The 25,369-nt window shown below is 61.3% G+C and carries 19 protein-coding genes; 12 read left to right on the top strand and 7 right to left on the bottom strand.

The window, feature by feature from the left end; translation table 11 throughout:
* Positions 1–177 precede the first annotated feature (177 nt).
* The 3 genes from M2343_RS01145 to M2343_RS01135 all read left to right on the top strand — a co-directional run bounded on the left by M2343_RS01145 (position 178) and on the right by M2343_RS01135 (position 3,440).
* Entirely contained in the window at positions 178–597 is a 420-nt protein-coding gene (locus M2343_RS01145) for a VOC family protein (RefSeq protein ID WP_264575283.1), read from the top strand.
* Positions 598–667: 70 nt separating this feature from the next.
* Positions 668–2,545, top strand: coding sequence for an ABC-F family ATP-binding cassette domain-containing protein (locus tag M2343_RS01140; protein ID WP_264575282.1), 1,878 nt, complete (start codon positions 668–670; stop codon positions 2,543–2,545).
* A gap of 16 nt (positions 2,546–2,561) precedes the next feature.
* Entirely contained in the window at positions 2,562–3,440 is an 879-nt protein-coding gene (locus M2343_RS01135) for an arylamine N-acetyltransferase family protein (protein WP_264575281.1), read from the top strand.
* A gap of 134 nt (positions 3,441–3,574) precedes the next feature.
* On the opposite strand, the gene M2343_RS01130 is transcribed toward M2343_RS01135, so the two are convergent.
* Positions 3,575–3,820 carry a GlsB/YeaQ/YmgE family stress response membrane protein gene (locus M2343_RS01130; protein WP_264575280.1) on the bottom strand — a complete coding sequence of 82 codons (246 nt, stop codon included), beginning with the start codon at positions 3,818–3,820 and terminating at the stop codon, positions 3,575–3,577.
* A 172-nt stretch (positions 3,821–3,992) separates the two neighbouring features.
* On the opposite strand from M2343_RS01130, the gene M2343_RS01125 reads away from it, so the two are divergent.
* The 3 genes from M2343_RS01125 to M2343_RS01115 all read left to right on the top strand — a co-directional run bounded on the left by M2343_RS01125 (position 3,993) and on the right by M2343_RS01115 (position 7,969).
* A complete protein-coding gene (locus tag M2343_RS01125; RefSeq protein ID WP_264575279.1) occupies positions 3,993–5,516 on the top strand; it encodes a fumarate hydratase in 1,524 nt (507 codons plus the stop codon).
* Between the two features lie 25 nt (positions 5,517–5,541).
* A complete protein-coding gene (locus tag M2343_RS01120; protein WP_264575278.1) occupies positions 5,542–6,465 on the top strand; it encodes an EamA family transporter in 924 nt (307 codons plus the stop codon).
* A gap of 91 nt (positions 6,466–6,556) precedes the next feature.
* Complete coding sequence (locus M2343_RS01115; RefSeq protein ID WP_264577463.1) at positions 6,557–7,969, top strand: methyl-accepting chemotaxis protein; 1,413 nt, start codon at positions 6,557–6,559, stop codon at positions 7,967–7,969.
* A gap of 4 nt (positions 7,970–7,973) precedes the next feature.
* Here the strand turns inward: M2343_RS01115 and M2343_RS01110 are convergent, their stop codons facing one another.
* On the bottom strand, positions 7,974–9,128 hold the full coding sequence (locus M2343_RS01110; protein ID WP_264575277.1) for a Bcr/CflA family efflux MFS transporter: 1,155 nt from the start codon (positions 9,126–9,128) through the stop codon (positions 7,974–7,976).
* A 100-nt stretch (positions 9,129–9,228) separates the two neighbouring features.
* Positions 9,229–9,795, bottom strand: coding sequence for a hypothetical protein (locus M2343_RS01105; protein WP_264575276.1), 567 nt, complete (start codon positions 9,793–9,795; stop codon positions 9,229–9,231).
* A 534-nt stretch (positions 9,796–10,329) separates the two neighbouring features.
* On the opposite strand from M2343_RS01105, the gene M2343_RS01100 reads away from it, so the two are divergent.
* From M2343_RS01100 to M2343_RS01080, 5 genes are all read left to right on the top strand, one after another.
* Positions 10,330–12,198 (top strand): ribonucleoside-diphosphate reductase subunit alpha, encoded by a 1,869-nt coding sequence (locus M2343_RS01100; RefSeq protein WP_181561483.1) that lies wholly within the window; start codon positions 10,330–10,332, stop codon positions 12,196–12,198.
* A gap of 155 nt (positions 12,199–12,353) precedes the next feature.
* Positions 12,354–13,607 (top strand): site-specific integrase, encoded by a 1,254-nt coding sequence (locus M2343_RS01095; RefSeq protein ID WP_264575275.1) that lies wholly within the window; start codon positions 12,354–12,356, stop codon positions 13,605–13,607.
* Between the two features lie 15 nt (positions 13,608–13,622).
* Positions 13,623–15,059 (top strand): tyrosine-type recombinase/integrase, encoded by a 1,437-nt coding sequence (locus tag M2343_RS01090; RefSeq protein ID WP_264575274.1) that lies wholly within the window; start codon positions 13,623–13,625, stop codon positions 15,057–15,059.
* Positions 15,056–17,200, top strand: a complete 2,145-nt coding sequence (locus M2343_RS01085; protein ID WP_264575273.1) for a hypothetical protein — start codon at positions 15,056–15,058, stop codon at positions 17,198–17,200. The genes M2343_RS01090 and M2343_RS01085 overlap by 4 nt, the downstream gene beginning before the upstream one ends.
* Positions 17,200–17,616 carry a hypothetical protein gene (locus tag M2343_RS01080; RefSeq protein ID WP_264575272.1) on the top strand — a complete coding sequence of 139 codons (417 nt, stop codon included), beginning with the start codon at positions 17,200–17,202 and terminating at the stop codon, positions 17,614–17,616. Before M2343_RS01085 ends, M2343_RS01080 begins: the two co-directional genes overlap by 1 nt.
* A 728-nt stretch (positions 17,617–18,344) precedes the next feature.
* On the opposite strand, the gene M2343_RS01075 is transcribed toward M2343_RS01080, so the two are convergent.
* The 4 genes from M2343_RS01075 to M2343_RS01060 all read right to left on the bottom strand — a co-directional run bounded on the left by M2343_RS01075 (position 18,345) and on the right by M2343_RS01060 (position 22,323).
* Complete coding sequence (locus tag M2343_RS01075; protein WP_264575271.1) at positions 18,345–19,088, bottom strand: hypothetical protein; 744 nt, start codon at positions 19,086–19,088, stop codon at positions 18,345–18,347.
* 311 nt (positions 19,089–19,399) lie between these two features.
* A protein-coding gene (locus tag M2343_RS01070) for an IS5 family transposase (RefSeq protein WP_413716035.1) occupies positions 19,400–20,121 on the bottom strand; the annotation gives its coding sequence in 2 pieces (ribosomal slippage) (positions 19,400–19,836 and positions 19,836–20,121; 723 coding nt in all).
* Between the two features lie 126 nt (positions 20,122–20,247).
* Positions 20,248–20,673: a hypothetical protein gene (locus M2343_RS01065; protein ID WP_319799378.1), complete on the bottom strand. Its 426-nt coding sequence runs from the start codon at positions 20,671–20,673 to the stop codon at positions 20,248–20,250.
* Between the two features lie 390 nt (positions 20,674–21,063).
* Entirely contained in the window at positions 21,064–22,323 is a 1,260-nt protein-coding gene (locus M2343_RS01060; RefSeq protein ID WP_264575269.1) for a serine hydrolase domain-containing protein, read from the bottom strand.
* A 116-nt stretch (positions 22,324–22,439) separates the two neighbouring features.
* Between M2343_RS01060 and M2343_RS01055 the strand changes: the two genes are divergently transcribed.
* Positions 22,440–25,358, top strand: coding sequence for a TonB-dependent receptor plug domain-containing protein (locus M2343_RS01055; protein ID WP_264575268.1), 2,919 nt, complete (start codon positions 22,440–22,442; stop codon positions 25,356–25,358).
* Positions 25,359–25,369: the final 11 nt, after the last annotated feature.

Genomic DNA, 25,369 nt, shown 5'->3' with positions numbered 1-25,369 from the left:
CAGCCTCGGTCGCCCTGCGGGGCGAGAGGGACCCGCCCATGCGAAGCGTTTCAATTCGGGGCGGCAGAACTAGCGTGGAGCGCGACCGGTTAGCACCAGCCGAATTCTACTGTATGGAGCCGCTGGTTCGCGCGGCGTTGAGTCGGGCAAGCGGTCCATCCCGGCGGAGAGGCACCCATGATCGGCTACACGACGGTGGGCACCAATGACCTGCAGCGCGCCATGGCCTTCTATGATGCGCTGTTCGGCAGTGTCGGCATCCGGCGGTTGCTGGAGCTGCCCCATATCGCGGCCTGGGGCGCCAGCTGGAGCAAACCGATGTTTGGCGTCGCCAAACCCTTCAATGGCGGACCGGCGACCCCCGGAAACGGGGCGATGGTCGCCATGGGCCAGCGCACGCGGGAGAAGGTGCGGCGATTGCATGGCAAGGCCATCGAAATGGGCGGGGTGGATGAAGGCCCGCCTGGTCTGCGCAGCGCCGATGGGAGTCAGGCCTTCTACGCCGCTTATGTGCGGGATCTCGATGGCAACAAGCTCTGTTTCTACTGCGTCGGCCCCGGCGAAGGCGATGCTGAGGCAGCCGCCGCGGCCGGCTAGATCAGCAAACACGCGCCGGCGGTCAGAATTTTCCGGGCGACCTGCCCTGCGCTTGTGCTAACGGCGCGCCATGCTGACCATCAATGATATCACCGTGCGGCTGGGGGGCCGTGTCATTCTCGATGCCGCGAGCGCCGCCCTGCCGCCGCGGTCGCGGGTCGGCCTGATCGGCCGCAATGGCGCCGGCAAGTCCACCCTGATGAAGACGATCATCGGCGAACTCGACCCAGATGGTGGATCGGTCGACATGCCCCGTGACACGCGGCTGGGCTATATCGCGCAGGAAGCGCCGAGCGGCAGCGCCACGCCGTTCGACACCGTGCTCGCTGCCGATACCGAGCGCGCGGCGCTGCTGGTGGAGAGCGAGACGTGCGAAGATCCGGACCGGCTGGGCGACCTGCACGATCGCCTGATCGCCATCGATGCCTACACCGCGCCCGCGCGCGCGGGTCGCATCCTCACCGGCCTCGGCTTCGATGAAGAGATGCAGAACCGGCCGCTCGACAGCTTCTCGGGCGGGTGGAAGATGCGCGTCGCGCTGGGCGCCCTGCTCTTCTCCGAGCCGGACCTGCTCCTGCTCGACGAGCCATCCAACCACCTCGACCTCGAAGCGACCTTGTGGCTGGAAAGCTTCCTTAAGGAGTATCGCGGCACGGTGCTGGTCATCAGCCACGAGCGCGACCTGCTCAACAATGTCGTCGACCATATCCTGCATCTGGAAGGCGGCAAGATCACGCTGTATCCGGGCGGCTACGATGCCTTCGAGCGGCAGCGCGCCGAGCGGCTGGCCCAGCTCGAATCGGCCCGCGAGAAGCAGGCGGCGGAGCGTGCCAAGCTGCAGGATTATGTCGCCCGCAACAGCGCGCGCGCCAGCACGGCCAAGCAGGCGCAATCACGGGCCAAGGCCCTGGCCAAGATGCAGCCCATCGCCGCCGCGCTGGAAGACCCCAGCCTCTCCTTTGACTTTCCCGATCCCGAAGCGCTACGCCCGCCGCTCATCACGCTCGACATGGCGGCAGTCGGCTACAATGAGACCCCGATCCTCCAGCGCCTCAATCTGCGCATCGACCCCGATGACCGCATCGCGCTGCTCGGCAAGAACGGCAACGGCAAGACGACGCTGGCCCGGCTACTCGCCGCGCAATTGCCAGCCATGGAAGGCGCGATGAATGCCTCGGGCAAGATGAACGTCGGCTATTTCACCCAATATCAAGTGGAAGAGCTGGATACGGAAGACACCCCGCTGGAGCACATGACCCGGCAGATGAAGGGCGCCACCCCCGGCGCGGTGCGGGCGCAGCTTGGGCGGTTCGGCTTTTCGGGCATAAGGGCTACCCAGAAGGTCGGGTCGCTCTCCGGCGGCGAACGCGCGCGGCTGGCGCTGGCGCTGATCACCCGCCACGCGCCGCACCTGCTGATCCTCGACGAGCCGACCAACCACCTCGACGTCGATAGCCGCGAGGCACTGGTCCAGGCGCTCAACAGCTATTCCGGCGCGGTGGTGATCGTCAGCCACGACCGGCACATGATCGAGCTGGTCGCCGACCGGCTGGTGCTGGTCGATAGCGGACTGGCGCAGCCTTTTGACGGCAGCCTTGAGGATTATACCGACTTCGTGCTCGGGCGCGGTGCCAGTGCCCCCGCGAAGGAGAGCGGATCCAAGAACGATCGCAAGGCCGATCGCCGCGCGAACGCCCAGGCACGCGAGCGCTACAAGGGGCTGCAGGCGGCTGTGAAGAAGACAGAGAAAGCGCTGGCCGATCTCACCGCCGAGCGCTCGCGGATCGATCTCGCCCTGTTCGATCCGGCAAAGGCTGGCCCGCAGGAAAAGGACCGGACGATGAGCGAACTGATGCAGCGGCGCGCCAAGCTCGACGGCGCCATCGAACAGGCCGAACAGAGCTGGATGGAAGCCAGCGAAGCGCTCGACAGCCTCGACGCGGCCTGACCGGGGCGAGCCTGCCATGACCACCGCCGACCGCCTCGACGCCTATCTGGCCCGCCTCGGCCTTGAGTCGGCGCCGGCGCCCGATGCGGAGGGTCTCGCCATTCTTCAGGCGGCGCAGCGCCGGCGCATCGCGTTCGAGAATCTGGATGTGCGCCTGGGCCGGCCGATCCTGATCGATGGGGACAGCGTGTTCGACAAGCTCGTCACCCGGCGGCGCGGCGGCTATTGCTTCGAGCAGAACCGGCTGTTTGCCGACATGCTGGGCACACTTGGCCTGCCGGCCAGACCGCTGCTAGCGCGGGTGTTGCTCGGCGCGGCGCCCGGCGACATCCCGCCGCGCACGCATACGCTGTTGCTGCTTGAGATCGAAGGCCAGCCTTGGGTGGCCGATGCCGGATTTGGCGGCAGTTTCGTGCCGCCCCTCCCCTTGCAGGACGGCGCCGAGGCCACGACGCCGGACGGGGCCCGCCATCGCTTGCGCCGGACCGGCCAGCCCGGCGACGTCCTCGGCGAATGGCTGCTGGAGCGCGCCGGCCCGACGGCCTCCACCGACGGGCGCAGCGCTGAGACCGACGACTGGCAACCACAATATGCGTTTCACCTCGATCCGGTGGCACCCATCGATCTGGAGCAGTGCAACCACTGGACCTCCACGCGGGCGGCCTCGCGCTTTACGACCCTGCACATTGTCAGCATCGTACTGCCCGACGGCTTTGCCGCGCTGACCGAGCGGAGTTTCTCGATCGCGCAGGGGTCTAACCGCGAAATCCGAGATATTGCCGCTCCGGAAGAGTATCGGGCAACGCTGGCGGAGGTCTTCGGCCTCGCACTTTCGTCGGACGACGTAACGAGCCTGCCCCTGTTCGCGCCGAAGAGCCATGCAGGCGGCGGATGATAAGCGAGTTTGCCCCGGTCTCAATGTTGCGGTGCTCCTGCGGAAGCAGGAGCCCAGGGCCTCGAGGAACAGCGGTTGCGCCCTGGGTTCCTGTTTTCACAGGAACACAAGGCGGTTCCTAGGCTTGACCGCGCCTAGCTCAATGATCGCACGATGAAGATCAGCAGCATCCCACCCAGCACAGAGCCGATGAAGCCGACCGGGCGGAAGTTGCCGCTCTTGCCATCCATCAGCCCCGCGACGAAGCCGCCGACGATGCCACCGCCAATGCCGAGCAGGATCGTGGCGATCCAGCCGAGGTCTACGGCGCCGGGATAGAAGAAGCGCGCGAAGACGCCAACGATGAGGCCGACGACGATATAGCCGATGATCCGGAACATAGATGCATCCTTCCTGCCTGCGGCGTCATGAGCGCGCGCCGCTGAGCGGTTATTGCGCGGATCGGCGCGCGCCGCAACGGCGTCGAGCGCTTGCCTGCGCAGGCCAAAGGCGTATAGCGCCCGGCATCCAAACCGCCTGTCCTTGCCATTTGCCGGGAGTCTCACGCGCGCCATGACCGTGACCATCAAGACCGCCGACCTGATCGAAAGCGTCGCCGATGCGCTTCAGTTCATCAGCTACTATCACCCGATGGATTATATCCGCGCGCTGGGCACGGCCTATGAAGCGGAGCAAGGGCCGGCGGCCAAGGACGCCATCGCGCAGATCCTCACCAACAGCCGCATGTGCGCCGAGGGCCATCGCCCGATCTGCCAGGATACCGGCATCGTCAACGTGTTCGTGAAATGGGGCATGGATTGCCGCCTCGACGACACCAGCAAGTCGCTGCAGGAGGTCGTCGACGATGGGGTGCGTCGCGCTTATCTCAACCCCGAGAACAAGCTGCGCGCATCCGTGCTGGCCGACCCAGCCTTCACGCGGCGGAATACCAAGGACAACACGCCCTGCGTGCTGCATGTCGAGATGGTGCCGGGCCATCATGTCCATGTCGATGTCGCGGCCAAGGGCGGCGGCAGCGAGAACAAGTCCAAGTTCAAGATGATGAACCCGGCTGACAACATCGTCGACTGGGTGCTTGAAATGCTGCCGCAAATGGGCGCCGGCTGGTGCCCGCCGGGGATGCTCGGCATCGGCATCGGCGGCACGGCCGAGCATTGCGTCCACCTCGCCAAGAAGGCGCTGATGGAGCAGATCGACATGGCCAGCCTCAAGGCGCGCGGGCCGCAGACGGATATCGAGGCGCTGCGCATCGAGATTTTCGACAAGGTGAATGCGCTCGGCATCGGCGCGCAGGGTCTGGGCGGGCTTGCTACGATCCTCGACGTGAAGATCCTCGACGCCCCCTGCCATGCGGCGGGCAAGCCGGTGGCGATGATCCCCAATTGCGCCGCCACGCGCCACGCGCATTTCTCGCTCGATGGCTCCGGCCCGGCCTATCTGGAAGCGCCCAAGCTCGATGAATGGCCCAAGGTGGACTGGAAGCCGAGCGCCGAAGCGATCCGCGTCGATCTCGATGCGCTCACGCCCGAGATGGTGCAGAGCTGGAAGCAGGGCGACCGCCTGCTGCTCAACGGCAAGATGCTCACCGGCCGCGACGCAGCCCACAAGCGCATTCAGGACATGCTGGCGCGGGGCGAGCAACTGCCGGTCGAGTTCAAGGGCCGGGTGATCTATTATGTCGGCCCGGTCGATCCGGTCGGCGAGGAAGTGGTCGGCCCGGCTGGCCCCACGACCGCGACCCGCATGGACAAGTTCATGCGCATGATGCTCGATCAGGGCCTGCTCGCCTGCGTCGGCAAGGCCGAGCGCGGCCCGGCGGCGACCGAAGCAATCAAGGACGCCAAGAGCGCTTATCTGATGGCGGTCGGCGGCGCGGCCTATCTCGTCGCGCGGGCGATCAAGGGCAGCAAGGTCGTCGGCTTCGAGGATCTGGGCATGGAAGCGATCTACGAGTTCGAGGTGCAGGACTTCCCGGTCACCGTCGCGGTGGACAGCGAAGGCAACAACGTCCACCAGCTCGCGCCGCTCGTCTGGCAGGAGAAGATCGCGCGGGAAGGCCTGCTGGAGAAGGCATGAACCTGACCCGACATAGAGCGCAGCGTTGATTTCTTCGCCCATCTGGCTGCCGGCGACGCTGCTGGCGGGCCTGCTGCAGGCGTGGCGGACGGCCGTGCAGCGGCGCGTCGGGCAGATGATGTCCGTCAATGCCGCCGGGCTGGTGCGCTATCTCTACGGCCTGCCCTTCGCAGCAGCGCTGATGCTGGGATATCACGCCCTGCTGAGGGACGGGCTGTTCCCAGCCTTCTCCAGCGCCACCGTCATCTACAGCGCATTGGGTGGACTGGCGCAGATACTGGCGACGAATCTGCTGCTGATGGCCTTCCATCCTCGCAATTTCGTCGTCGGCACCGCCTACTCCAAGACGGAAGCTGCACAGGGCGCGCTGCTCTCCATTCTGCTGCTGGGCGAGACACTGAGCCTGCTGGCCTGGATCGGCATCGCCATTGGCGTGGTGGGCGTCATGCTGCTCTCTACCGGGGGCAAGCGAATGAGCGCGGGCGATTTTCTGCGGGCGCTCGGCCAGCCCGCCGCGCGCTACGGCATCGCGTCCGGCTTCTTCTTCGCGCTCACGGCGATTGCCATTCGGCGCGCGACGATGGACGTAACCACGCCCGACCCCATTTCGGCCGCACTGACGGTGCTGGTCATCACCGTTGCGCTGCAGACGGTGATGCAGGGCGGCTACCTGCTGTGGCGAGAACCAGAACAGGTGCGGAGGGTGTTCGAGACATGGCGCGTCTCGGGGCAGGTCGGCTTTCTGTCCGCGCTTGGCTCGGCCTGCTGGTTCACCGGCTTTGCGACCGCGCCGGTGGCGCTGGTGCGGATCGTCGGCCAGAGCGAGGTCGTCTTCACGCTCAGCTTTGCGCATTTCTATCTGCGCGAGCGCCTGCGCCGGAGCGAAGTGATCGGCCTGCTGCTGGTCGTAAGCGCGGTGGTGCTGGCGCTGCTCGGCGCCCGAGGTTAGGGCGGCGCGCCATTAATACCGCACTGCACAACGTCATTTTAACCGCTTGTTCCTAAACCGCCCTTTGAGCGGGAGACAAAAGCGCGTGAACATGACGAACCGGCTGGAAACGACGATCTTGCATGTCGCCGAGCATACCGGCGCGCTCGGCCTGCGCACGCTCGACCTGCAGGTGGACATTGCCGAGCTGGCCGACCGCGTGACCGATCAGGCGTCCATGCTCGAAACGCTCGAGGATGCCGCGATCGCGCTCGGCCAGATGGGCGATGACGTGGGCGACAATGCCGATCAGGCCCGCGCGCAGGCCAGCACCGCGCGCAAGGTGGTCGATGATTCGAGCACGCAGCTCGCCTCCGCCTCGCAGAATGTGCTGGATCTGATCGATCAGGTATCCCGCATTCACGAGCGGCTGGACGGGTTCAATCTCGCCCTTGCCAGCGTGAGTGACACCAGCAAGGTGATCAGCGGCATTGCCGGCCAGACCAACCTGCTCGCGCTCAACGCGGCCATCGAGGCCGCCCGCGCCGGCGACGCCGGACGGGGTTTCGCGGTGGTGGCGGCGGAAGTGAAGAAGCTGGCACAGGAGACGGCCCTCGCCACGCAGCAGATCGAAGGATCGATCCGCGAATTGCGCAACGAAGCGCAGACCATGCTCGATCGAATCGCTCAAGGCGCGGAAAAGGCCAATGGTGCCCACGCCGCCTCGGGCGAGATCGCCGCGCTGGTCGCGCGGTTGCGGGATCTGATCCTCGGCCTCTCCGGCAACAGCGAGGCGGTGTCGGCCAACATCCACGCTATCCTCGGCTCGGTCGGCGAAATCCGCACCGGCCTCTCCGACCTTGCCGATGCCTCCATCGACAATGCCATCGGCCTCCAGCGGCTATCTACGCGCGTCATCGACGTGAGCGAGGACACCAACCAGCTGCTCCAGTATCTCGCCGAAAGCGGCGTCGACATCCCGGATTCGCCTTATATCCGCTTTGCGTCCGAAGCGGCGGCGGCCATGGCCTCTGCCGTCGAGGAGGCCATCGCAGCCGGCGAGATCACGGCCGATCAGATCTTCACGGACGATTATGAGCCGCTGGCGGGCAGCAATCCTCCGCTGTTCAGCCATCCTGCCCAGCCTCTGATCGAGCGGATTGCGGCGGGCTGGCGGGACGGTGCGCGGCAGCTGCTAGGGCTGGTTAGCTTCAATTGCCTCGACCGCAACGCCTTTTGCGCGCTCGCTCTCCCCGTGCAGGGGATGGAGCAACCGTCAGCGGCCCTGGAGCAGGCGAGCGATCAGGGCCAGCAGGGGCAGATGCTCAATGCGCCGCACATGCGCGCGCTGGCGCGGAACACGCGACCGTTCACCGTGCGGACGAGTCGCCGCCCGCTGGCGCAGGGCAGAAGCGGGCTGTTCAAGCAGGTGGTGGCGCCGCTCTCCATTGCGGGCCAGCATTGGGGCGTCATCGAACTGATCTATCAGCCGCCGCTGGGTGCGCCGCTCACCATCGCAGCCTGAAGGCTCAGCCGCGTTGGCGCGGCACCAGATGCCAGGCGCACGCCGTCGCCATGCCGCCGCAAACCATCAGGGCCAGAGCGAGCGAAGCCGGCTCTCCCGCCGTCACGCGCGAAAAGATCGCCACGATCAGGCCGGCCAGCGCCAGTTGGACGAAACCCAGCAAGGCCGAGGCCTGACCGATGCTGTGCGGATGGGTGGACAAGGCGCCCGCCTGCGTCTGCGGCTGCACGATGCCCCAACCCATGGTGTAGAGCATCTGCGGGATGACCAGCGCGACCCATATGTGCGGCCAGGCAGAGACGGCGAGCAGCATGAGCAGCGGCCCGGCCGCCTGGAACAGCACGCCGACCCGTAAGGTGCCATCCACGCCCAGGCGACGGACGAGACGATAGGACAGGAAATTGCCCGCGATGAACCCGGCCGTCGCCAGCGAGAGCATCGCGGCATAGCCGGCGGCCGAGACGCCGAGATAATCGATGATGACTTGCGGCGCGGCAGAAGAAAACAGCAGGATGCCGCTGTAAGCAAAGGCGTTCGCGATGATGTAGGCCATCAACGCGCGCGACCGGGCAAGGCCTGCGAGGGTGCGGAACAAGGCGCGCAGATCAAAGGGGAGCCGCTCTTCGCGCGCCAGCGTTTCCGGCAAGCGCAGGGTCGTCACGATGACCAGCACACCGCCCATCACGGCCAGCGCGACCAAGGGCGCACGCCAGCCGCCTGTCGCCACCAGAACGCCGCTGATGAGTGGTGCCAACGCGGGAGTGAACCCCATGATGATGCCGATCAGCGCCAGAGCGCGCGCGGCGTCCTCCCGGCCGAGCTGATCGCGGACCATCGTGCGGGCCAGCAGCACCGCTGCGGCCGCCCCGACGCCCTGCAGCGCACGGGCGGCGAGCAGCATCGGGAAGCTCTCCGCAAAGGCCCCCAACAGGCCTGCCAGCGTAAACAGCAGCAACCCGCCGATAACCACCGGCCGGCGGCCCAGCGCATCCGCGCACATGCCGCCCAGCAGCTGCGCGATAGCGAAGCTGATCACGAACGCGCTCATCGCCGTCGGCATATGAGTGGGGTCCGCCCCGAGGCCGCTCGCAATGGCCGGCAAGGCGGGTGAAACGCCCTCGATGGCGGCCGGCAAGGTCGCCGTCAGCGCGGCCAGCAACAGGACATGCCCGAGCGGAAGGTGCGAGGGGGCGGACGCGCTTTGCGCCGCGACGCCGGGCGCCGCCTTGGAAGGATGATCGGTCAGAATGGGGGTCCGTTCAACTGTTGCCGGGGCCGTCCAGCTTGCCGAACCGCGCCTCGAAGCCGGCAGTGTCGCCGCGCGCCAGGAAGCCGGCTTGCTCCACCCAATTGTCGCGCACGATGCGGCCCTTGAAGGTGCCCAGATTGGCATCGACCGTTGCAATGTCCGCCGCGTTCCAGGCGGCGATCTGGTCGAAGCGGGTAATCCCGAGTTCTGTCAGCAAAGCGGCCAGCTTCGGCCCGACGCCCTTGAGGAGACGCAGATTGTCCGGCGCACCCACCGCTGCGGGGATGCCGATGGCGTTTGGGGCCGTGTTGACTTGAGCTTGAGCCGGAGCCGGAGCCGGAGCGACCGGAGCAGCAGCAACCGATACCGGGGCCTCTGCGGCAACCTGCGGCTCGTGCTTGCCCTCGAATTTATGCACGACTTCCTCGGCGATGTTGCGTGCCGCTTCCGTCACCGCACCCACGGCGGTGGCCGAGGTGTCGATATGGTCCGCCGCTCCGAATCGTGACCGGAAAACCCACACCAGCAGAATGATGAGCGCGATTGCGCCGATGATCATGATGATGCCTTGGGACATGCCGACAATCCTCTGTGCCTGACTCTTCGACCGATCCATAAGGCGGCCTCGGCGGATTTGCCAGCATCACGAGGGCGCGCATTTCGGTGCACGTCGCCAGGCACGTCCCTATGGCCGGCCTTTTCCACATCTTTATTTTTCCGGCCCGCTTTCTGCGCTTGCTTTCCGGCAAGCCCGCGCAGGACCGCGCGTCGCTGCACTGCAGCATAAGCAGGCATCGCCCAACCGAGTCATTTCGTCGATGAAATGCGGCCCCGCGATCGCCATTATACCTTGCATCCGCAATCATCTGTGGCACTATCAATAGTGTTAGGGGTCCGGGGGCTACGCTATAGATTGTGCTTCGTGATGTTCTGGATAGCGCGCCAAGGCGCGTAACCCGGCGGAAGTTCCCGCCGACATCCGAATTTGAGGTCTCTCCGGCCAAGGCTTGACGAAACCGAACGAAGCAAGAACATTGGGGGTTGAATCATGGAGTTTCGGGATTTGCAGGCGGAAGGTTTGGCAGAAGCAACGCTGGCCAGCGAGGGCATCATGGAGACTGTGCGGACAGGCGATGCGCCTGAAAAGGCGCCCAAGAAGGCGGCAGCATCGAACACCATCGACGCCCGCCGCTTCGATGTGGTGACCGATTCCACGCGCGATGCCCTGCTGACCGAGTTCGGCAAGGAGACGCTCAAGGATCGCTATCTGCTGCCCGGCGAATCCTATCAGGATCTGTTCGCGCGCGTCGCGGCGGCTTATGCCGACGATGAGGCGCACGCCCAGCGCATCTACGATTACATCTCCAAGCTGTGGTTCATGCCCGCGACGCCCGTGCTTTCCAATGGCGGCACGGGACGCGGCCTGCCCATCTCCTGCTATCTCAACAGCGTGGACGATAGCCTGGAAGGCATCGTCAACACTTGGAACGAGAATGTCTGGCTCGCCTCGCGCGGCGGCGGCATCGGCACCTATTGGGGCAGCGTGCGCGGCATCGGCGAGCCGGTCGGCCTGAACGGCAAGACCAGCGGCATCATTCCCTTCGTCCGCGTGATGGATTCGCTCACCCTCGCGATCAGCCAGGGCTCGCTGCGGCGCGGCTCGGCGGCCTGCTATCTGGACGTCTCGCACCCGGAGATCGAGGAGTTCCTCGAAATCCGCAAGCCGTCGGGCGACTTCAACCGCAAGGCGCTCAACTTGCATCATGGCGTGCTCATCACCGATGAGTTCATGGAAGCGGTGCGCGAAGGCGCCGAGTTCCAGCTGCGGAGCCCCAAGGACGGCAGCGTGCGCGCTACCGTCGATGCGCGCTCGCTCTTCCAGAAGCTCGTCGAGACGCGGCTGGCGACCGGCGAGCCCTATATCGTCTTCTCGGACACGGTGAACCGGATGATGCCCAAGCATCATCGCGACGTGGGCCTGAAGGTCTCCACCTCCAACCTCTGCTCGGAAATCACCCTGCCGACCGGCAAGGACCAGTTCGGCGAGGATCGCACCGCCGTGTGCTGCCTCTCCTCGCTCAACCTCGAAACCTGGGACGAGTGGAACGGCGACAAGATGTTCATCGAGGACGTCATGCGCTTCCTCGACAATGTGCTGCAGGACTATATCGACCGCGCTCCGGACGAGATGGCCCGCGCAAAATATTCCGCCGGCCGCGAGCGGTCCGTTGGCCTCGGTGTCATGGGCTTCCACAGCTTCCTGCAGGCCCGTGGCATCTCGTTTGAGGGCGCCATGGCCAAGAGCTGGAACCTGCGCATCTTCAAGCACATCAACGCCAAGGCCAATGAAGCCTCGATGGTGCTGGCCCAAGAGCGCGGCCCCTGCCCCGACGCAGCCGATCAGGGGGTGATGGAGCGCTTCTCCTGCAAGATGGCGATCGCGCCGACCGCCTCGATCAGTATCATCTGCGGCGGCACCTCGGCGTGCATCGAGCCGATCCCGGCGAACATCTATACGCACAAGACGCTCTCGGGCAGCTTCATCGTCAAGAACCCCTATCTCGAGAAGATCCTCGCGGCGAAGTCCAAGGATTCGACCAATGTGTGGAACTCGATCCTCGAGAAGGGCGGCAGCGTGCAGCATCTCGACTTCCTGACCCAGGAAGAGAAGGACACGTTCAAGACCAGCTTCGAGATCGACCAGCGCTGGCTGCTCGAACTGGCCGCCGACCGGGCGCCGTTCATCGATCAGGCGCAGTCCTTGAACCTGTTCATCCCGGCCGACGTGGAGAAGTGGGATCTGCTGATGCTCCACTTCCGCGCCTGGGAGCTGGGCGTGAAGTCGCTCTATTATCTGCGCTCCAAGTCCATCCAGCGCGCCGGCTTCGCAGGCGGCGTCGAGGCGGACAACACAGCCGAGCTCAAGAAGATCGAGCTGGGCGAGTCCACCGATTATGACGAGTGCCTCGCCTGCCAATAGGAAGACACTCGACGAGAACGTAAACCTTTCGGGAAGAGTTGCAGGCTAGGGATCGCAGGATCCCTAGCCTTTCTTCGTGCAAAGTGCACTGAGGAGAGAGCAACTTATCGAAGGCGGTGAAATTCCGTTATGAGGACATACGGGAAATCGTAAACATGCCTTCGTTTCGTATCCGTAAATTTCGAAGCTCAAAGGGTGACCGCGAAGCATCGATCGTGATCATAACGGACCTCGATGGGTCACCAGCGCCCCACTATTTTCCCAACCTGTTTGCGACCGTAAATTACGAACTGGTTGGTCGATCTCCCCACACCGTAGACAAGGTTTTAAGGGCTATCGGCACGGCAAAAATGTGGGCCGAATCGATCGGCAGGGACCTCGACCACGATCTGTCCGAAGGCTGCTTTCTAAGTATGTCGGACGTGACGGACGTTGCGCGTTTCCTGGGCCTCAGCGCGGCGCAACAGGCTTCGGAATACCTATCTTCATGTAGAACTGCTCCAAGCAACGTCATTTTCGACGCGAGGAAGTTCAATCAAAATGCGTCGAAATCGGGAGGGAGCAAGACCGCTACGGCGGTTGAGATGGGGAACAGGCTTCGCTGGCTCGCCAGCTATGGAGAGTGGCATCGCCGGCGTCGGTTTGACAATCGGACGCTGTCGGAAATCGAGTCGCACCTCAACGAATCCGCGAAGGCATCCATCGCCGAACTTCGCTCCAAGGCCCCCGCGTCGTCGTTGCGCTGGCACGATGACGAATTGCTCGAAGCCCCTGACATCCCAATTCTCAAGCGCATCGAAGACATTCTACACCCAGATTCGCGTGAAAATCCCTTTTCCTCAACATTTGTGCGGTGGAGGAACTATCTCGCGTGGCGCCTGCTCTTCGATACCGGCGCGCGTCGTGGTGAAGTGACATCGGCAGCAACAGACAGCGTGCTGGTGCCGAAAAGGCGATTCTCCATCACCGAATCAAAGACGGTCCCAAGGACCGTCCCGATCATCGACAAGACTGCAGACGCGTTCGATCATTTCTTTATGGAGTATTGGCTCAATCTTCCTGACGGCTGCGAAGCTCATCGCAACGGCGCGCTGTTTACCGATGCGAAAGGCCAGGCACTTACCAGCGGGAAATTCATAAACCGCATTTTCCTGGCCGTGCGCCAAATCATAGGGCCTCAGCCGTGGAACATCACTCCTCATACGATGCGGCGGGCTTGGAACCATATCCTGAGCATGAAACTCGACAGTCTCCCGGAGGACAAGCGCTTCTCCGCTCAGAAGGAAGCGCAAATGCGCATCCGGCTGATGGGATGGTCCGAAAATTCTCGGCAGGCTGCACGCTACAACCGTCGTCACATAAGAGAGCGATCTGATCAGATCGCGCAACAGATGATGGACGAGATTTAGCCCAACGAGTAAAATATGCCCATCGAGACAATATTTTATCCAGACCAATCTAGAGAGGTTCGGCTTCTGGATGGTCGGCTAGTCACGGTCAACCCGTATGGCACGAACTATTTCAGCAGCGATCAGGGAAGACATAGATATGATTATTCCTGGCGTAGCCAGGAACTGCAGTGGCATGATTCGCTGGGAGAGATTCTGATAGGGCTATTGTCCACTCATTCTCTAGCATACGCTGAACAATGCGCCATCCATTGCGGCTTCCTTATAAAAGGCCTCGCAGGTGCTTCAATACCTTGCGAAAAGTTGATGCTGGAACACCTAGAGGACTATCCTCAGCGTCGCCCTATTTCGACCTGGCCCTTTGTCCAAGCGACCCTAGCGCGTTGGGCGGAACGCCGACTGCCAGGGCTCGACCCCCAGATAGCCAAATTTCTGTCCCAGCCCGAAAAGTGGGAGGAGAAAGGCAACGGCTGGTACTTCGCGCTTGTCGCGAACAACCCCAGCCGTGGCGCTTTGACCGAACAGGAGTTGCGTAATGTCTATCACTCCCTGAACCAGGCATATGCGAACGGCAGTATTTCCACGGATCAGTGGGCGCTCTGCTTCTTCCTCATCGCCACCGGCGTCCGCCCGATCCAAATCGCGCGGATGAAAGTGAAAGACGTAGTTATCACGACGGGCCCCGAAGGCGTTGAAATGACCCTCATCATCACCTTAGCCAAGACAAGAGATGCCATAAAGAGCACGCGGTGGAGGCGAAAGTGCCCGACCCAGCTTGTAGAGGTGCTGTCGGCTTATTTGAAAACACCGAAAATGGCGGCCGCAAAGCCCAACGATCCGCTCTTTTTTGATCAGTCGATCAAAGTGGCCAAGGGTCTTCGTATCATTTTCGACGCTTTAGAAACGCATTCAGATCGCGTGAAGGGCCCCATTCCCTTGTTTCCCTATCGTTTTCGCTACACTTTGGGAACCAGAGCGATTGCTCTTGGCGCCAGAGACGAAGAGGTCGCCCGCCTGCTCACCCACACATCACTCCACTGCGTTCGTTATTACCGAGCCGCGATGCCTGCCCTTCAAGCGCCAATTGGTGAAGCGATCGGCGATGAAATGACGATCTTTGCGCGCGCCTTCAAAGGCCGGCTCGTTGAGAGCCTTGAAGAGGCTACGCGAAAGGGAGAGGAAAGCGCCCTCATCACGGCGTATGAACATCTCAACGGTCAGGACCTTGGTGCCTGCGGTACCCGAGCGCAGTGTTACCAGGATGCTCCGCGAGGTTGCCTGACCTGCTCCAAATTCGAGCCGTTCCGGGAAGCTTCCTGGGAGGCATTGCGCGATATCTTGGTCAAAGACCGTGACACTGAAAAAAACGATCGAATTCGAAACATTACGCAGGAACAGATTGACGCTGTCGATGAGATTATCGCCGAACGGCAGGCGGCGACAGCGCTATGACGGCGATGATCATTCCTTTTGTCGGACGCTCCGAGTACGACGCCGACCGCAACCTTGAAGCATTCATCGAAAATGCCCGCCACTACAAATTTTTCCATGGAGCCAACGCAGTAGATTGGCACGACGGCACATGGGATTTGCGCCCTTTTTTTTCCAAGGCAAGCTCAACGCCACCGGGTCTGAGGGTTCACTTTACGAACCTCGAAACGACTCGTCGCGGTAATCGCTCGGCCGACGCTGTCGATTTGCCAGAGCCGTATCTTAACGCGGCCAAAGCCCTTTTAGTTGAGCATCTTCGAACGACGGGCGAAAATTCGCCGGGAAGAATGGTCACAGTCCTGCGGATCCTAGAAAGAGCGTTTCGCGATCTCGAAGTGCCGCCACAAATTCAGAATCTCTCAGCGAGCATCCTTGATCGAGCTCAAGCTATCATTGTTGAGAGATATAAGGACGCATGGACCTTTGGTCGCTATCTGGAACGACTCGCGATGAACACGCTCGCACCTGCCCAGATTACAAAACAAAGAATTCTATGGAAAACTTCCATCGGATACCAAGCTCCGGTGAGAAATGATCGGGTAAACAGTGACGGGGCCAGAGGTCGGGTCGATAAGCTTCCCAATTTACAAGCCATCTTCGATCTCGCATCGGTGTTTCACGACAGCGATTACATCCCAGATCAGGTTGTCACGAGTTGGTTTGCGCTGGCCATGTTCGCGCCGTCCCGGGTTACCGAGATCATCGGCCTGCCGGTCAACTGCGAAACCGAGATGGATGGCATTTACGGTTTAAGTTGGCGCCCTCTAAAAGGCGGCGGCGACATGACGAAGTTCGCGGTCACCACGGAAAACGCCGAAATCGCCAAGATTGCAATTAAGCGCCTCAAGGCCATCAGCGAGAAAAGTCGGATCGCACACCGGTGGTATGAGGAGAACCCGGGTCAGCTTTACCTGCCGCCAAGCTTTGAGCATCTCCGTGGCAATCCTCTCACCCTGTGGGAGGTTGCGCAAATTCTAGGGCGCGCCCACCCTATCACCCAAGGTGGGCGCTGCGATCGAGCGCTGATCAGGTGTGGAAAAACATACGACGATTCCCGTCTGCATCCAGAGCGCCTTGGTCGCGTTCAGCATGTCCTCGTGACGTTTGAAACGCTCCAAGATTTTGTTCTTGGAGAGCTTCCAGACGCGTTTCCATACGTTGATAAACGAAACGAACTGAAGGGAAGCGATGCGCTGTTTTGCCTTCCAGATGAGGCCATGCGCGGTGGTGCGAGCACCAACCATTACATCCCACGATACTTAACCTACTCACAGATCAAGCATGAACTCGGCTCAAAATCCACCGGGCTTACCGTTTTCGCGCGGCACAATCTTACTAATCCCGAAACGGGAGAACCATGGCGCTTGAATACGCATCAGCCGCGCCACCTTCTGAACACTCTGGCTCAATCAAAACACCTATCCCAAGAAATTATCGCATTCTGGTCGGGGCGTAAAAACGTCAAGCAGAACGCCTCCTATAATCATGTCCACCAGGAAACTTATATTGAGGCATTTCTACTTCTAGACGATGCCGCGCCAAAGCAATTAAAGGTGGTTGGTCCGCTGGCAGGCAAGATTGAAGAGCGCATGCGGAAGGAGTCGATATCCCGCAATACGGCACTCCGTTTGGAAGTCGGATCGACCATAACCACCCGCTTTGGGCTTTGCCGTCACGACTACTCGCTGATGCCCTGCCCAAAAGATAAGGACTGCATTCGATGCGGGGAAAACACCTTCATCAAAGGCAATTTGGACCACTATAACGAGGCGATCCAGCAGCTCGCCATCTCAGAAAAGGCCGAAAAGCTAGCTCGAGCGGCGATGGATGCCGGCCGTTATGGCGCGCAGCGCTGGGTAGATCTGCACAGTGAGAAGGCCCTGCGCTGGAAAATGGCAGTTGATCATCTGACAGACCCCGCCATCGACGATGGGACCTTGATCACGCTGCCACCTGTCGCCAGGCCGCAAACCAAATCTGCACTCGCATCTGCCATCCGGGACGAGGAAGCCCCCTCGACTAATATCGCGGTCGGCTCCGACAACGATGATGATGATGGAGGCTTTTCCTTTTTTGACCTTTGGGATCAAAGGCCAATCTGATGCCTGGAGCCCCGCATCTGTCGCCTGCAGATATCGACCAAGCGGTCGACATGCTTAAGGGCTGGAGCTCGAAGCTAACCTGGGATCTCTTTTTGAGAACCTTGGCGATGGAGCTCCCACATGGGCACGTCTACTCCAAGGTCGCGATGCTGAAGCATGAGCGGATCAAGTCCGCTTGGTCAGAGGCACGTCAACGACTTGCGGACGAAGTGCGAGCAGTCGGCGAAAAAGGGCATGGACGAACCGTGGTCGCTGCGCTCCGCGCCAAGTTAGACGAAGCGCGCAAAGATCTTTCTGAAGAACGCAGACGAAACAACGAACTCATCGAGCAATTCAAACGCTGGCAATACAATGCGGAACGGCACGGCATAAAATATTCTCAGCTCGATGCCCCACTCCAGCGCCCATCTCGGTAATGCGCGGCAAGCAAGCGCCCATTGTGGAGACCAGTTAAAACTGCCTCAATCGGCCTAACGTTGCCTTGACGAGGTTTGCCCACATGCTCCGGGCAGTCTTTCGTCGCGGCACGCTTGCCGTGCTTTCGGCTAGACGTCGCAGAGGCCCGGGCTAGGCAAAGACGCCCGCATCTACGGCCTCTATATACCGCCAAAGCAGGTCTTCGTGACCCGACTTCACAATATCGGCAGCTGTTTTCCCGCCGAACGCAGGGATGGGACTCGATAAATAAGAACTGCGGGCCTTTTCCGAGGAACCGAATCTCGGCGCCAGCCTCTCAATCGCGAGAACGTCTTGGGGAGAGAGGTCTGCCATGCAGCTATCATACCACCTCCACATCAACATCGAAAGAGTTCGTCCAACTCGGGCGGACGCCGCAGACTGTGACCAATGCAAATGGCAGGTTCTTCGGACACTCCGGAACGGCAGGTTCCAAGCGACTTGGGGCAGAAAGCTGCCGCTCCAGCGGCGAAGCGCCGGAGGCAGCAGCAGGTCAGCTCGGCGAACTTGGGGCGTCGAGCATTGGGGCGAATTCGGCACGGAGTAAGATCGTATTCCGATCTTTTGCCGTTGATCAGGAGCGGGTGAACCTAACGCAATCGGTTCCCTTGAGAGTTTTCATTCCAGGGAAACGGCGGGACACCATCAATCAGTCACCTTTGCGCGGCACCCAGCGCCAAGCCGCTCCTTATAGCGCGGGTGGCAATTCCGATGCAGTAACAGTCTGCTTATTGATCTCATGAAGTGCAACGAGTTGGCGGTGGAACCGCTCGATATCAAGCTCTACTACAAGCCAATCGACCAGCGCCGGGCAAGGGAGGGTTTCCGGCAGAGACTTCAGGTTTTCTGCCATCGCCGCAGCACGCCGTCTCATCGCTGGCGATCGATCAAACACCGCCGCCACGGCAGCATCGGCCTGTTCGGAACTCATGTACAAGGAGCTTCCGGCCCCGGTGACCACTTTATTCATTGCAGCGAAGAATCCATCCAGGCTGAGCCGCTCTCCGATCGACGCCGCGTGCAGCGCAATCTTGTGAAGTTTCGGATCACGCAGGAGCTCGGTGCTATCGGATTTCACCCAAGGGACTTGGCGCTCTTGGCACCAGGCCTTATCCCAACGCCCTTCGACCTCCTTGCAGTCCACGTCCTCCAAGATCGGAATGTGGGCCACGAGCCGCATAGGCGCGCCCAGCGTCTGAGACCTCGGTTTGTCGTCGACTGTCTTCTCCGGGCGGATGTCGGCGATGATCAGCGCGTTCTCCGTCGGCGCCAGCGCGCCGCGGTCCGCGCCGTTCGATAGGAAGCCCGGCCTCACCCCGTGGTAGGGGTTCGGTGCCGGGGCGCCGTCGCTGCGCGTCTCCCAGCCGCCAGCACCGATGAAGCAGCTGCCTCCGTATCCTGGCGCCGACCAATTGCAGAAGGATGTGGCCAAGGTCCGACGCACGCAGATCGTCGGCCTGCGCCACCTTGGTCAGCATCTGCCCGAACTCTTCCCAAGGCGTCTGCTCGGGATCGTCCAATGCGCTCCAATGCAAGACGCTAAGGGCAGTGCGTCGATCTAGGGCAGGAATATCAGCCCAGCTGCTGCGAACGTCCGGCGCTGGGCTAGGTTGATCATCCGCTTCACCATAAGCGACAAAGCCGGCGCCACGACGCTCAACGACCCAATTGCGCGCTTCTTCCGCAGTCATCGGAGCGAGGTGCTCGGACTTTTCGTTTAGCTCTAGGGTCAGGACTCATTGATCAGAGCCAGAAGCAGAAGGTCGCGGCGATGGTGATGGCGGACATGAAGGTGTGCGCGCAGCGGTCGTAGCGGGTGGCGATGCGTCGCCAGTCTTTGAGACGGGCAAACAGGTTCTCGATTTTGTGACGCTGGCGATAGAGCTGCTTGTCATAGGCGTGCTGGACCTTGCGATTGGCTGTTGGCGGGATGCATGGGGTGATGCCGCGGCTGGCAAGGGCATGGCGAAACCAGTCGCTGTCGTAGCCCTTGTCAGCCAGCAGTTCCTTGGCCTGGGGTAGCCGCGAAAACAGCAGAACTGCGCCTTTGTGATCGCTCATCTGCCCTTCAGTGAGCAGCAAGACGATCGGCCGACCCTGCCCATCGCAGACCGTGTGCAGCTTCGAGTTCAGCCCGCCCTTGGTGCGCCCGATACATCGGGAAAGAGCCCCCCTTTTAGGAGGCTGGATGCGGTGCGGTGCGCCTTGAGATGCGTCGCGTCGATCATGATCCGGTCGGGCTCGCCGGCGGCGCCAGCCAGTTCGGCGAAGATGCGGTTAAAGACCCCGAGCCGGCTCCAGCGCACGAACCGGTTGTAGATCGTCTTGTGCGGACCATACCCCTTGGGAGCATCGCGCCACATCAGACCGTGCTTGATGACATAGACGATGCCCGAGATAATCCGACGATCGTCCACCCGTGGAATGCCATGCGACAACGGAAAAAACGGCTCGATCCGACGCATTTGCGCCTCGCTCAGCAGAAACGAAACCTCCACGACAGCGCCTCCTCGACGCTGACATTGAATCAACCAATCACCGTCTGCGCAAGCAATTTAATGGGTCCTGAGCCTAGTCTTCATCGCCATAAACTAGCTTCCAGAGGCAGCCGTCTCGGCCACCGGCGTTTCGACCGGTGCCGCGTCAACTGGCTTGAACTTTACAGCAAGGCCGGTGGCAGTGCTGGCGCCCCAGCTCATCAGCGTCACATGTGCGTCGCCATATTGCGCTTTAATAATAGCGTCGGCCCCAAGCTTCTCCCCGCGTTCCCACAGCTCACGATAGATTTTATCTTGACTAGGTGCCTTGCTGAATATCGTTGCTTTGCGCACCGATGTCTTGACCTCGCCAAGCACGTCATACGCCCGGCCTGTGATGTCATAAGGAAATACCGGGAGGCCGACTTCCTCATTGATCATCACATATTTCTTTTCAGCCTTGTCAGCTGCGAACGCTGAGCTCATTGGCAAAACAGACAAAGCAGCAGTGGCTGCGACCAAGGCAACACGTATTTTCACTGGCAATCCCCCCTATAAGCGCACGAAGCCGTGTTGGGCGGAAACTAAACACCTCCTAAAAGCGGTCAAGCCGATTAATGACGATGAATCACGGGCGAGGCTTATCGGCAGATTTGCTTTTTCAGTTAAACTTCAGCCACTAGAGCGTGGTTGATCTCAACACCGGCTGCGCTACCGCAAATCGCAGTCACCCAGAAGGACTTTTGCCCGTTGCTTGGCATTGCCGCACTTGACCGCAAACGAGCGATGACAGCGCGCCGTTGTGGCGTCGCGGATGCAGCAGGGAACGATGACCGGACCGCCGCTGACGTCTGTCTCTCTGACCGCTACAGCATGTAGTCGAGTGCGCGTGCCGTGGCGAATGGCAAGGCGGGCCTCGAGGAGGAAGCCTTACATTTCTGGCTTCCAGGCTGATACCGCCCGGAAAAAAGTTTCGCTTTCTTGATAAGCGTTGGCGTCGGCGATAGGAAAATAGCTCAGTTTCACGACGACTGTGCGTGTGTCCGGATCAATGTAGATGAATTGCCCTTGCAAGCCGATCGCCATGTAGGCGTTGGAGTTCACGAGGGTCCACCACTGGTACTGATAGCCCTGATCCTGCCCTTGAGCGACGGGTTCAGGATAGACCGGAACAGTCGACTCCCGGACCCAGTCGGCCGGAATGATCTGGCGTTTGCCGACCCGTCCTTGATCCAGCATCATTTGCCCCAGCCGGGCATAGTCTCTAGCCACTGCATTGAAGCCCATGCCGTTCGTGGCCCGCCCGTGGGGAGGCGGCCCGTCCGTCAGGAAGAATCCATCGGCCTCGGCGCCCAGAGGCGTCCACAGGCGCTCGCTCATATATTCGTTGATTGGCTTGCCTGTGGCCTTCTCCAGAGCCCAGCCGAGAATATTCGTGTTCAAGGTTGAGTAACGGAAGGTCTTGCCGGGTCTATCGGCTCGCTTGGCGAGGAACGCCTCGTCGACGCTGCGACGGCAGTTGAGCACCATGATCTCTTCACGCAGCCGCGCTGCATCACTGCTGCTGTCCGGCTGATAATTATCTTCGCGGTCCGCGCCCGAACGCATGAGGAGGAGGTCGCGAATCGTTGCGCCATCGAATGCGGTCTTCTTGAGCTCCGGCACATAAGCCACGACTTGCTCATCCAGAGATTTGATGTGCCCATCAGAAAGCGCCGCTCCCACAAGGATCGACGTCATGGATTTGGCCGTAGACATGGAGAGGAAGCGGGTCTGCGGCCCTGTGAAGTTGCGATAGGTCTCATGGACGATCTTGCCGTCCTTGAGAATGATGAGCGCATTGGTGAACGTGCGTTCCAGCGCGTCTTGGGCCGGGATTTTCTCGCCCTTGTATTCATATGTGAAATCCAGCGGATGCTGGCTGCTCAAGAACGGCGAGGATTGGCCGCCGGCTTTGACAGGGACGGTGTTGAAGATCGAGCCGATGCTGTGGAACGTCAGCGCGTTGATCTTTGCATCAATAAAGTTGCGTCGAAGCTCCCGAATTGCCGGAGTGGCACGCGGGTCTGGTTGGCAGGCGCCCGCACCAGCGGACTTTTCCTGCGCGGATGCTGACTGCCCGCTGAGGGCTGATGCTGCGACCAGCATAACGCATGCTGACTGGAAGAGTTTGCGCGAGCGGTTCCTCATTTTAGCGTCCTCCCTTGAGGTTGGTATTCGACGTGGAAGATGTGCTCGGTAAATTGAAAAATCAATAAAGATATTGACAACTCAATATAGGAGGGTAGGTCTCTGCTGAGTGAGGCATGACGGCGTCGAATGGCAGCCTGTCTCTTTGCCTCTCGGATGCAGCCAAAATGGCGCATCACACCAGGGAGGATGTCATGAGAAAAAGTGCTCGTTCGGCGCGCGCGCGTAGGGAATCCACAACCACTTATGCGGCGACATGGCTTCTGCTGGCGGTCGTCCCGTTGTCGCTCTCACATGCTCAGACAGGCGAGGATGACGCCCCGGCAGTGCAGGACATCGTCGTCACCGGCTCGCGCATTCAAGCCGTCTCCGGTGCGAGCTTGCCTTCCCCAACGACCATACTGGATTCCTCGACGACGAGGTCGCTCGGGATCGCCAATGTGGGTGATGCCTTGCTGCAGCTGCCCTCGCTGCTCAACAGCGCTTCTCCCGGGCAGACGATTGCCCTCAGCCCCCAGAATATCGGCTCGCGCATTGCCAATCTTCGCGGCTTGGGCGCGGAGAGAACCTTGATCCTTGTGGATGGTCGCCGCTTTGCGCCGAGCACGGCAAGTGGCACGGTCGATATGGCATTGATCCCCAGCGCGATCGTCAGCCGCTCCGACATTGTGACCGGTGGTGCCTCTGCGGCTTACGGCTCAGACGCTGTGGCGGGGGTGATCAACCTTGTGACGGATACCCGCCTTGAGGGGCTGCGGGCGCAAGCGCAGTCGGGTGTCGCGCAACAGGGCGACAACGGCACGGTGCAAGCCTCATTGGCAGGCGGCACGGGCTTTGCGGGCGGTCGCGGCCACATTGTCCTGGCGGGCGAATATGAGAAGAACAAGGGACAGGGCGACTATTATTCACGGGACTGGTCGCGTCGCGAAACCTGCCAGCTTGGCAACTTTGCAGACCCTTCCCAGCCAGCCAATCTGATCGTCGACAATTGTCGCACCGGCTTTCTCACGGGGCCGGGCCTCATTGATGGCGGCCCCTTTGCAGACCAGCAGTTCAGCGCCGATGGCCGTTCGCTGGTACCGTTCGTTCCGGGCCGGTATCGCGGATTCTTCCAGTCGGGGGGCACGGGAGAGGGAGAAAACGCCTTCTTCCGCGGCCCGGTCATGGTGCCGGCCTATGAACGATACAGCCTCTACGGATATGCTGATTTTGAGATTAGTCCGGCCCTCAAGCCTTTCGTGAATGTTTCGTACGGGTCCGTCCTCGGGAAGAATGTCGGCGCGCAGGGCCGCTTCAGTCGATTTACCGGCGGCGGCCTCGTGCTGAGCGGCGAGAACCCCTTCCTGCCGGAGGTGATCCGCAATGCCATTGGCCCAGCTGGAACGATCTCGGTTGGCAAGGCGATGAACGATCTTGGAAATGCTCTGGGCCGCTCCAAAACCTCCACATTGCGTGCAGTGGCCGGGATAACGGGCGAGCTCGGCGCGCAGTGGCGTTATGAGGCTTATTATCAGCACGGGCAGACAGATTATGAACAGCGTCTTTCGAACAATCTGATACCCGCTCGCCTGCGGCAGGCGATCGATGCGATCCAGCTGCCCAGCGGCGCCATCGTCTGCCGGGACCAAAGCAATGGCTGTCAGCCGTTCAACCCGCTTGGGCTGGGGAATTTCACGCCGGCCGCCGCGGCCTTCGTAACTGGCACCGCAGCGTTGGATACCAAGATCAAGCAAGATGTTGTGAGCGCAAATATCAGCGGCGAAGTCGTGCCTCTTCCCGGTGGCCCCCTCGCGGTGGCTGCCGGTGCCGAGTATCGCCGGGATTCGCTTGAGACAGTCGCCGACCCCATCTCACGCGCCAATGGCTTCTATACGTTCAACGCCGCCAACATCGCAGGCGCATTCGACGTCACGGAGGGATATGTCGAGGTCAACGCTCCTCTGTTGGCCGATGTCCCGTTTGCGCAGTCCTTCGCGCTTAATGGCGCAGTCCGGCGGACCGATTATTCCACGTCGGGCGCGGTAACGACATGGAAGGTCGGCGGCGTTTGGGAGCCGTCCGACTTCCTGCGCTTACGTGTGACCCGCTCGCGTGACATCCGTGCTCCCAATATATCGGAGCTGTTCTCGCCCTTGGTGAGCGGTCAGGTGTCCGTTCTGGACCCCCGCTCCAACTCGCAGGTGCTCGTGCCTTTGCTGACTGGCGGCAACCAAGGGCTTCGTCCGGAAACGGCGAATACCACCACCATCGGCGTGGTCATCACGCCTCTTCGGACCAGCTCGGATACGCTGACGTTCTCGGTCGATTATTACGACATCAAGGTGAATGATGTAATCACCTCCACAGGGGCGACAAACATTCTGCAGCTCTGCCAAGCAGGTTCCGCCTCTGACTGCGCGCGGGTAACGCGAAACGGAGCGGGTGCAATCACGCTGATCACGGACACACAGGCGAACCTCAACGGCCTTTCGACGCGAGGCGTTGACTTTGAACTGAACTATCGTCGCCAGATCGGCAGCGGGTCGCTGAGCTTCCGCGGCCTCGCGACCTATGTAGACCGGCTGGTAACGCTCTACAATGCAACCGGCACCAGCGTCGACCTCGCCGGGCAGACTGGCAATTCCAATTTCGGCGCGGGACCGGGCGTTCCCCATTTCCAGGCGACGTCTTATCTCACCTGGAAGAGTGCTGGCGGCACGAGCATTACCGTGCAGAATCGCTACATTGGTAAGGGGCGTTACGACGTGCTCCAGGTTGGTCCGGATGAAGCCGGTTATCAGGATGCCATCAGCGGACCGCCCGATCAGAACAACAGCAACAATGATAACAGCGTTTCGTCCCGCCTCTATACAAACCTGTCCATTTCACAGACCATTCCGGCCTTTGGCCGAGGCTCCTTTGAGGTCTACGCGGTGGTGAACAACCTTTTTGATCGCGATCCGCCGATAGCGCCGGGCGCCTCTTCTGCCACCAACGGCATATTGTTCGATCAGATCGGCCGGACGTTTCTTGCCGGGGTTCGCGTGAATTACTGACTTAACGGTGT

This window comes from Sphingobium sp. B8D3B, assembly GCF_025961875.1.
GTDB lineage: Bacteria > Pseudomonadota > Alphaproteobacteria > Sphingomonadales > Sphingomonadaceae > Sphingobium.
This window is presented reverse-complemented; position numbering and strand designations above follow the sequence as displayed.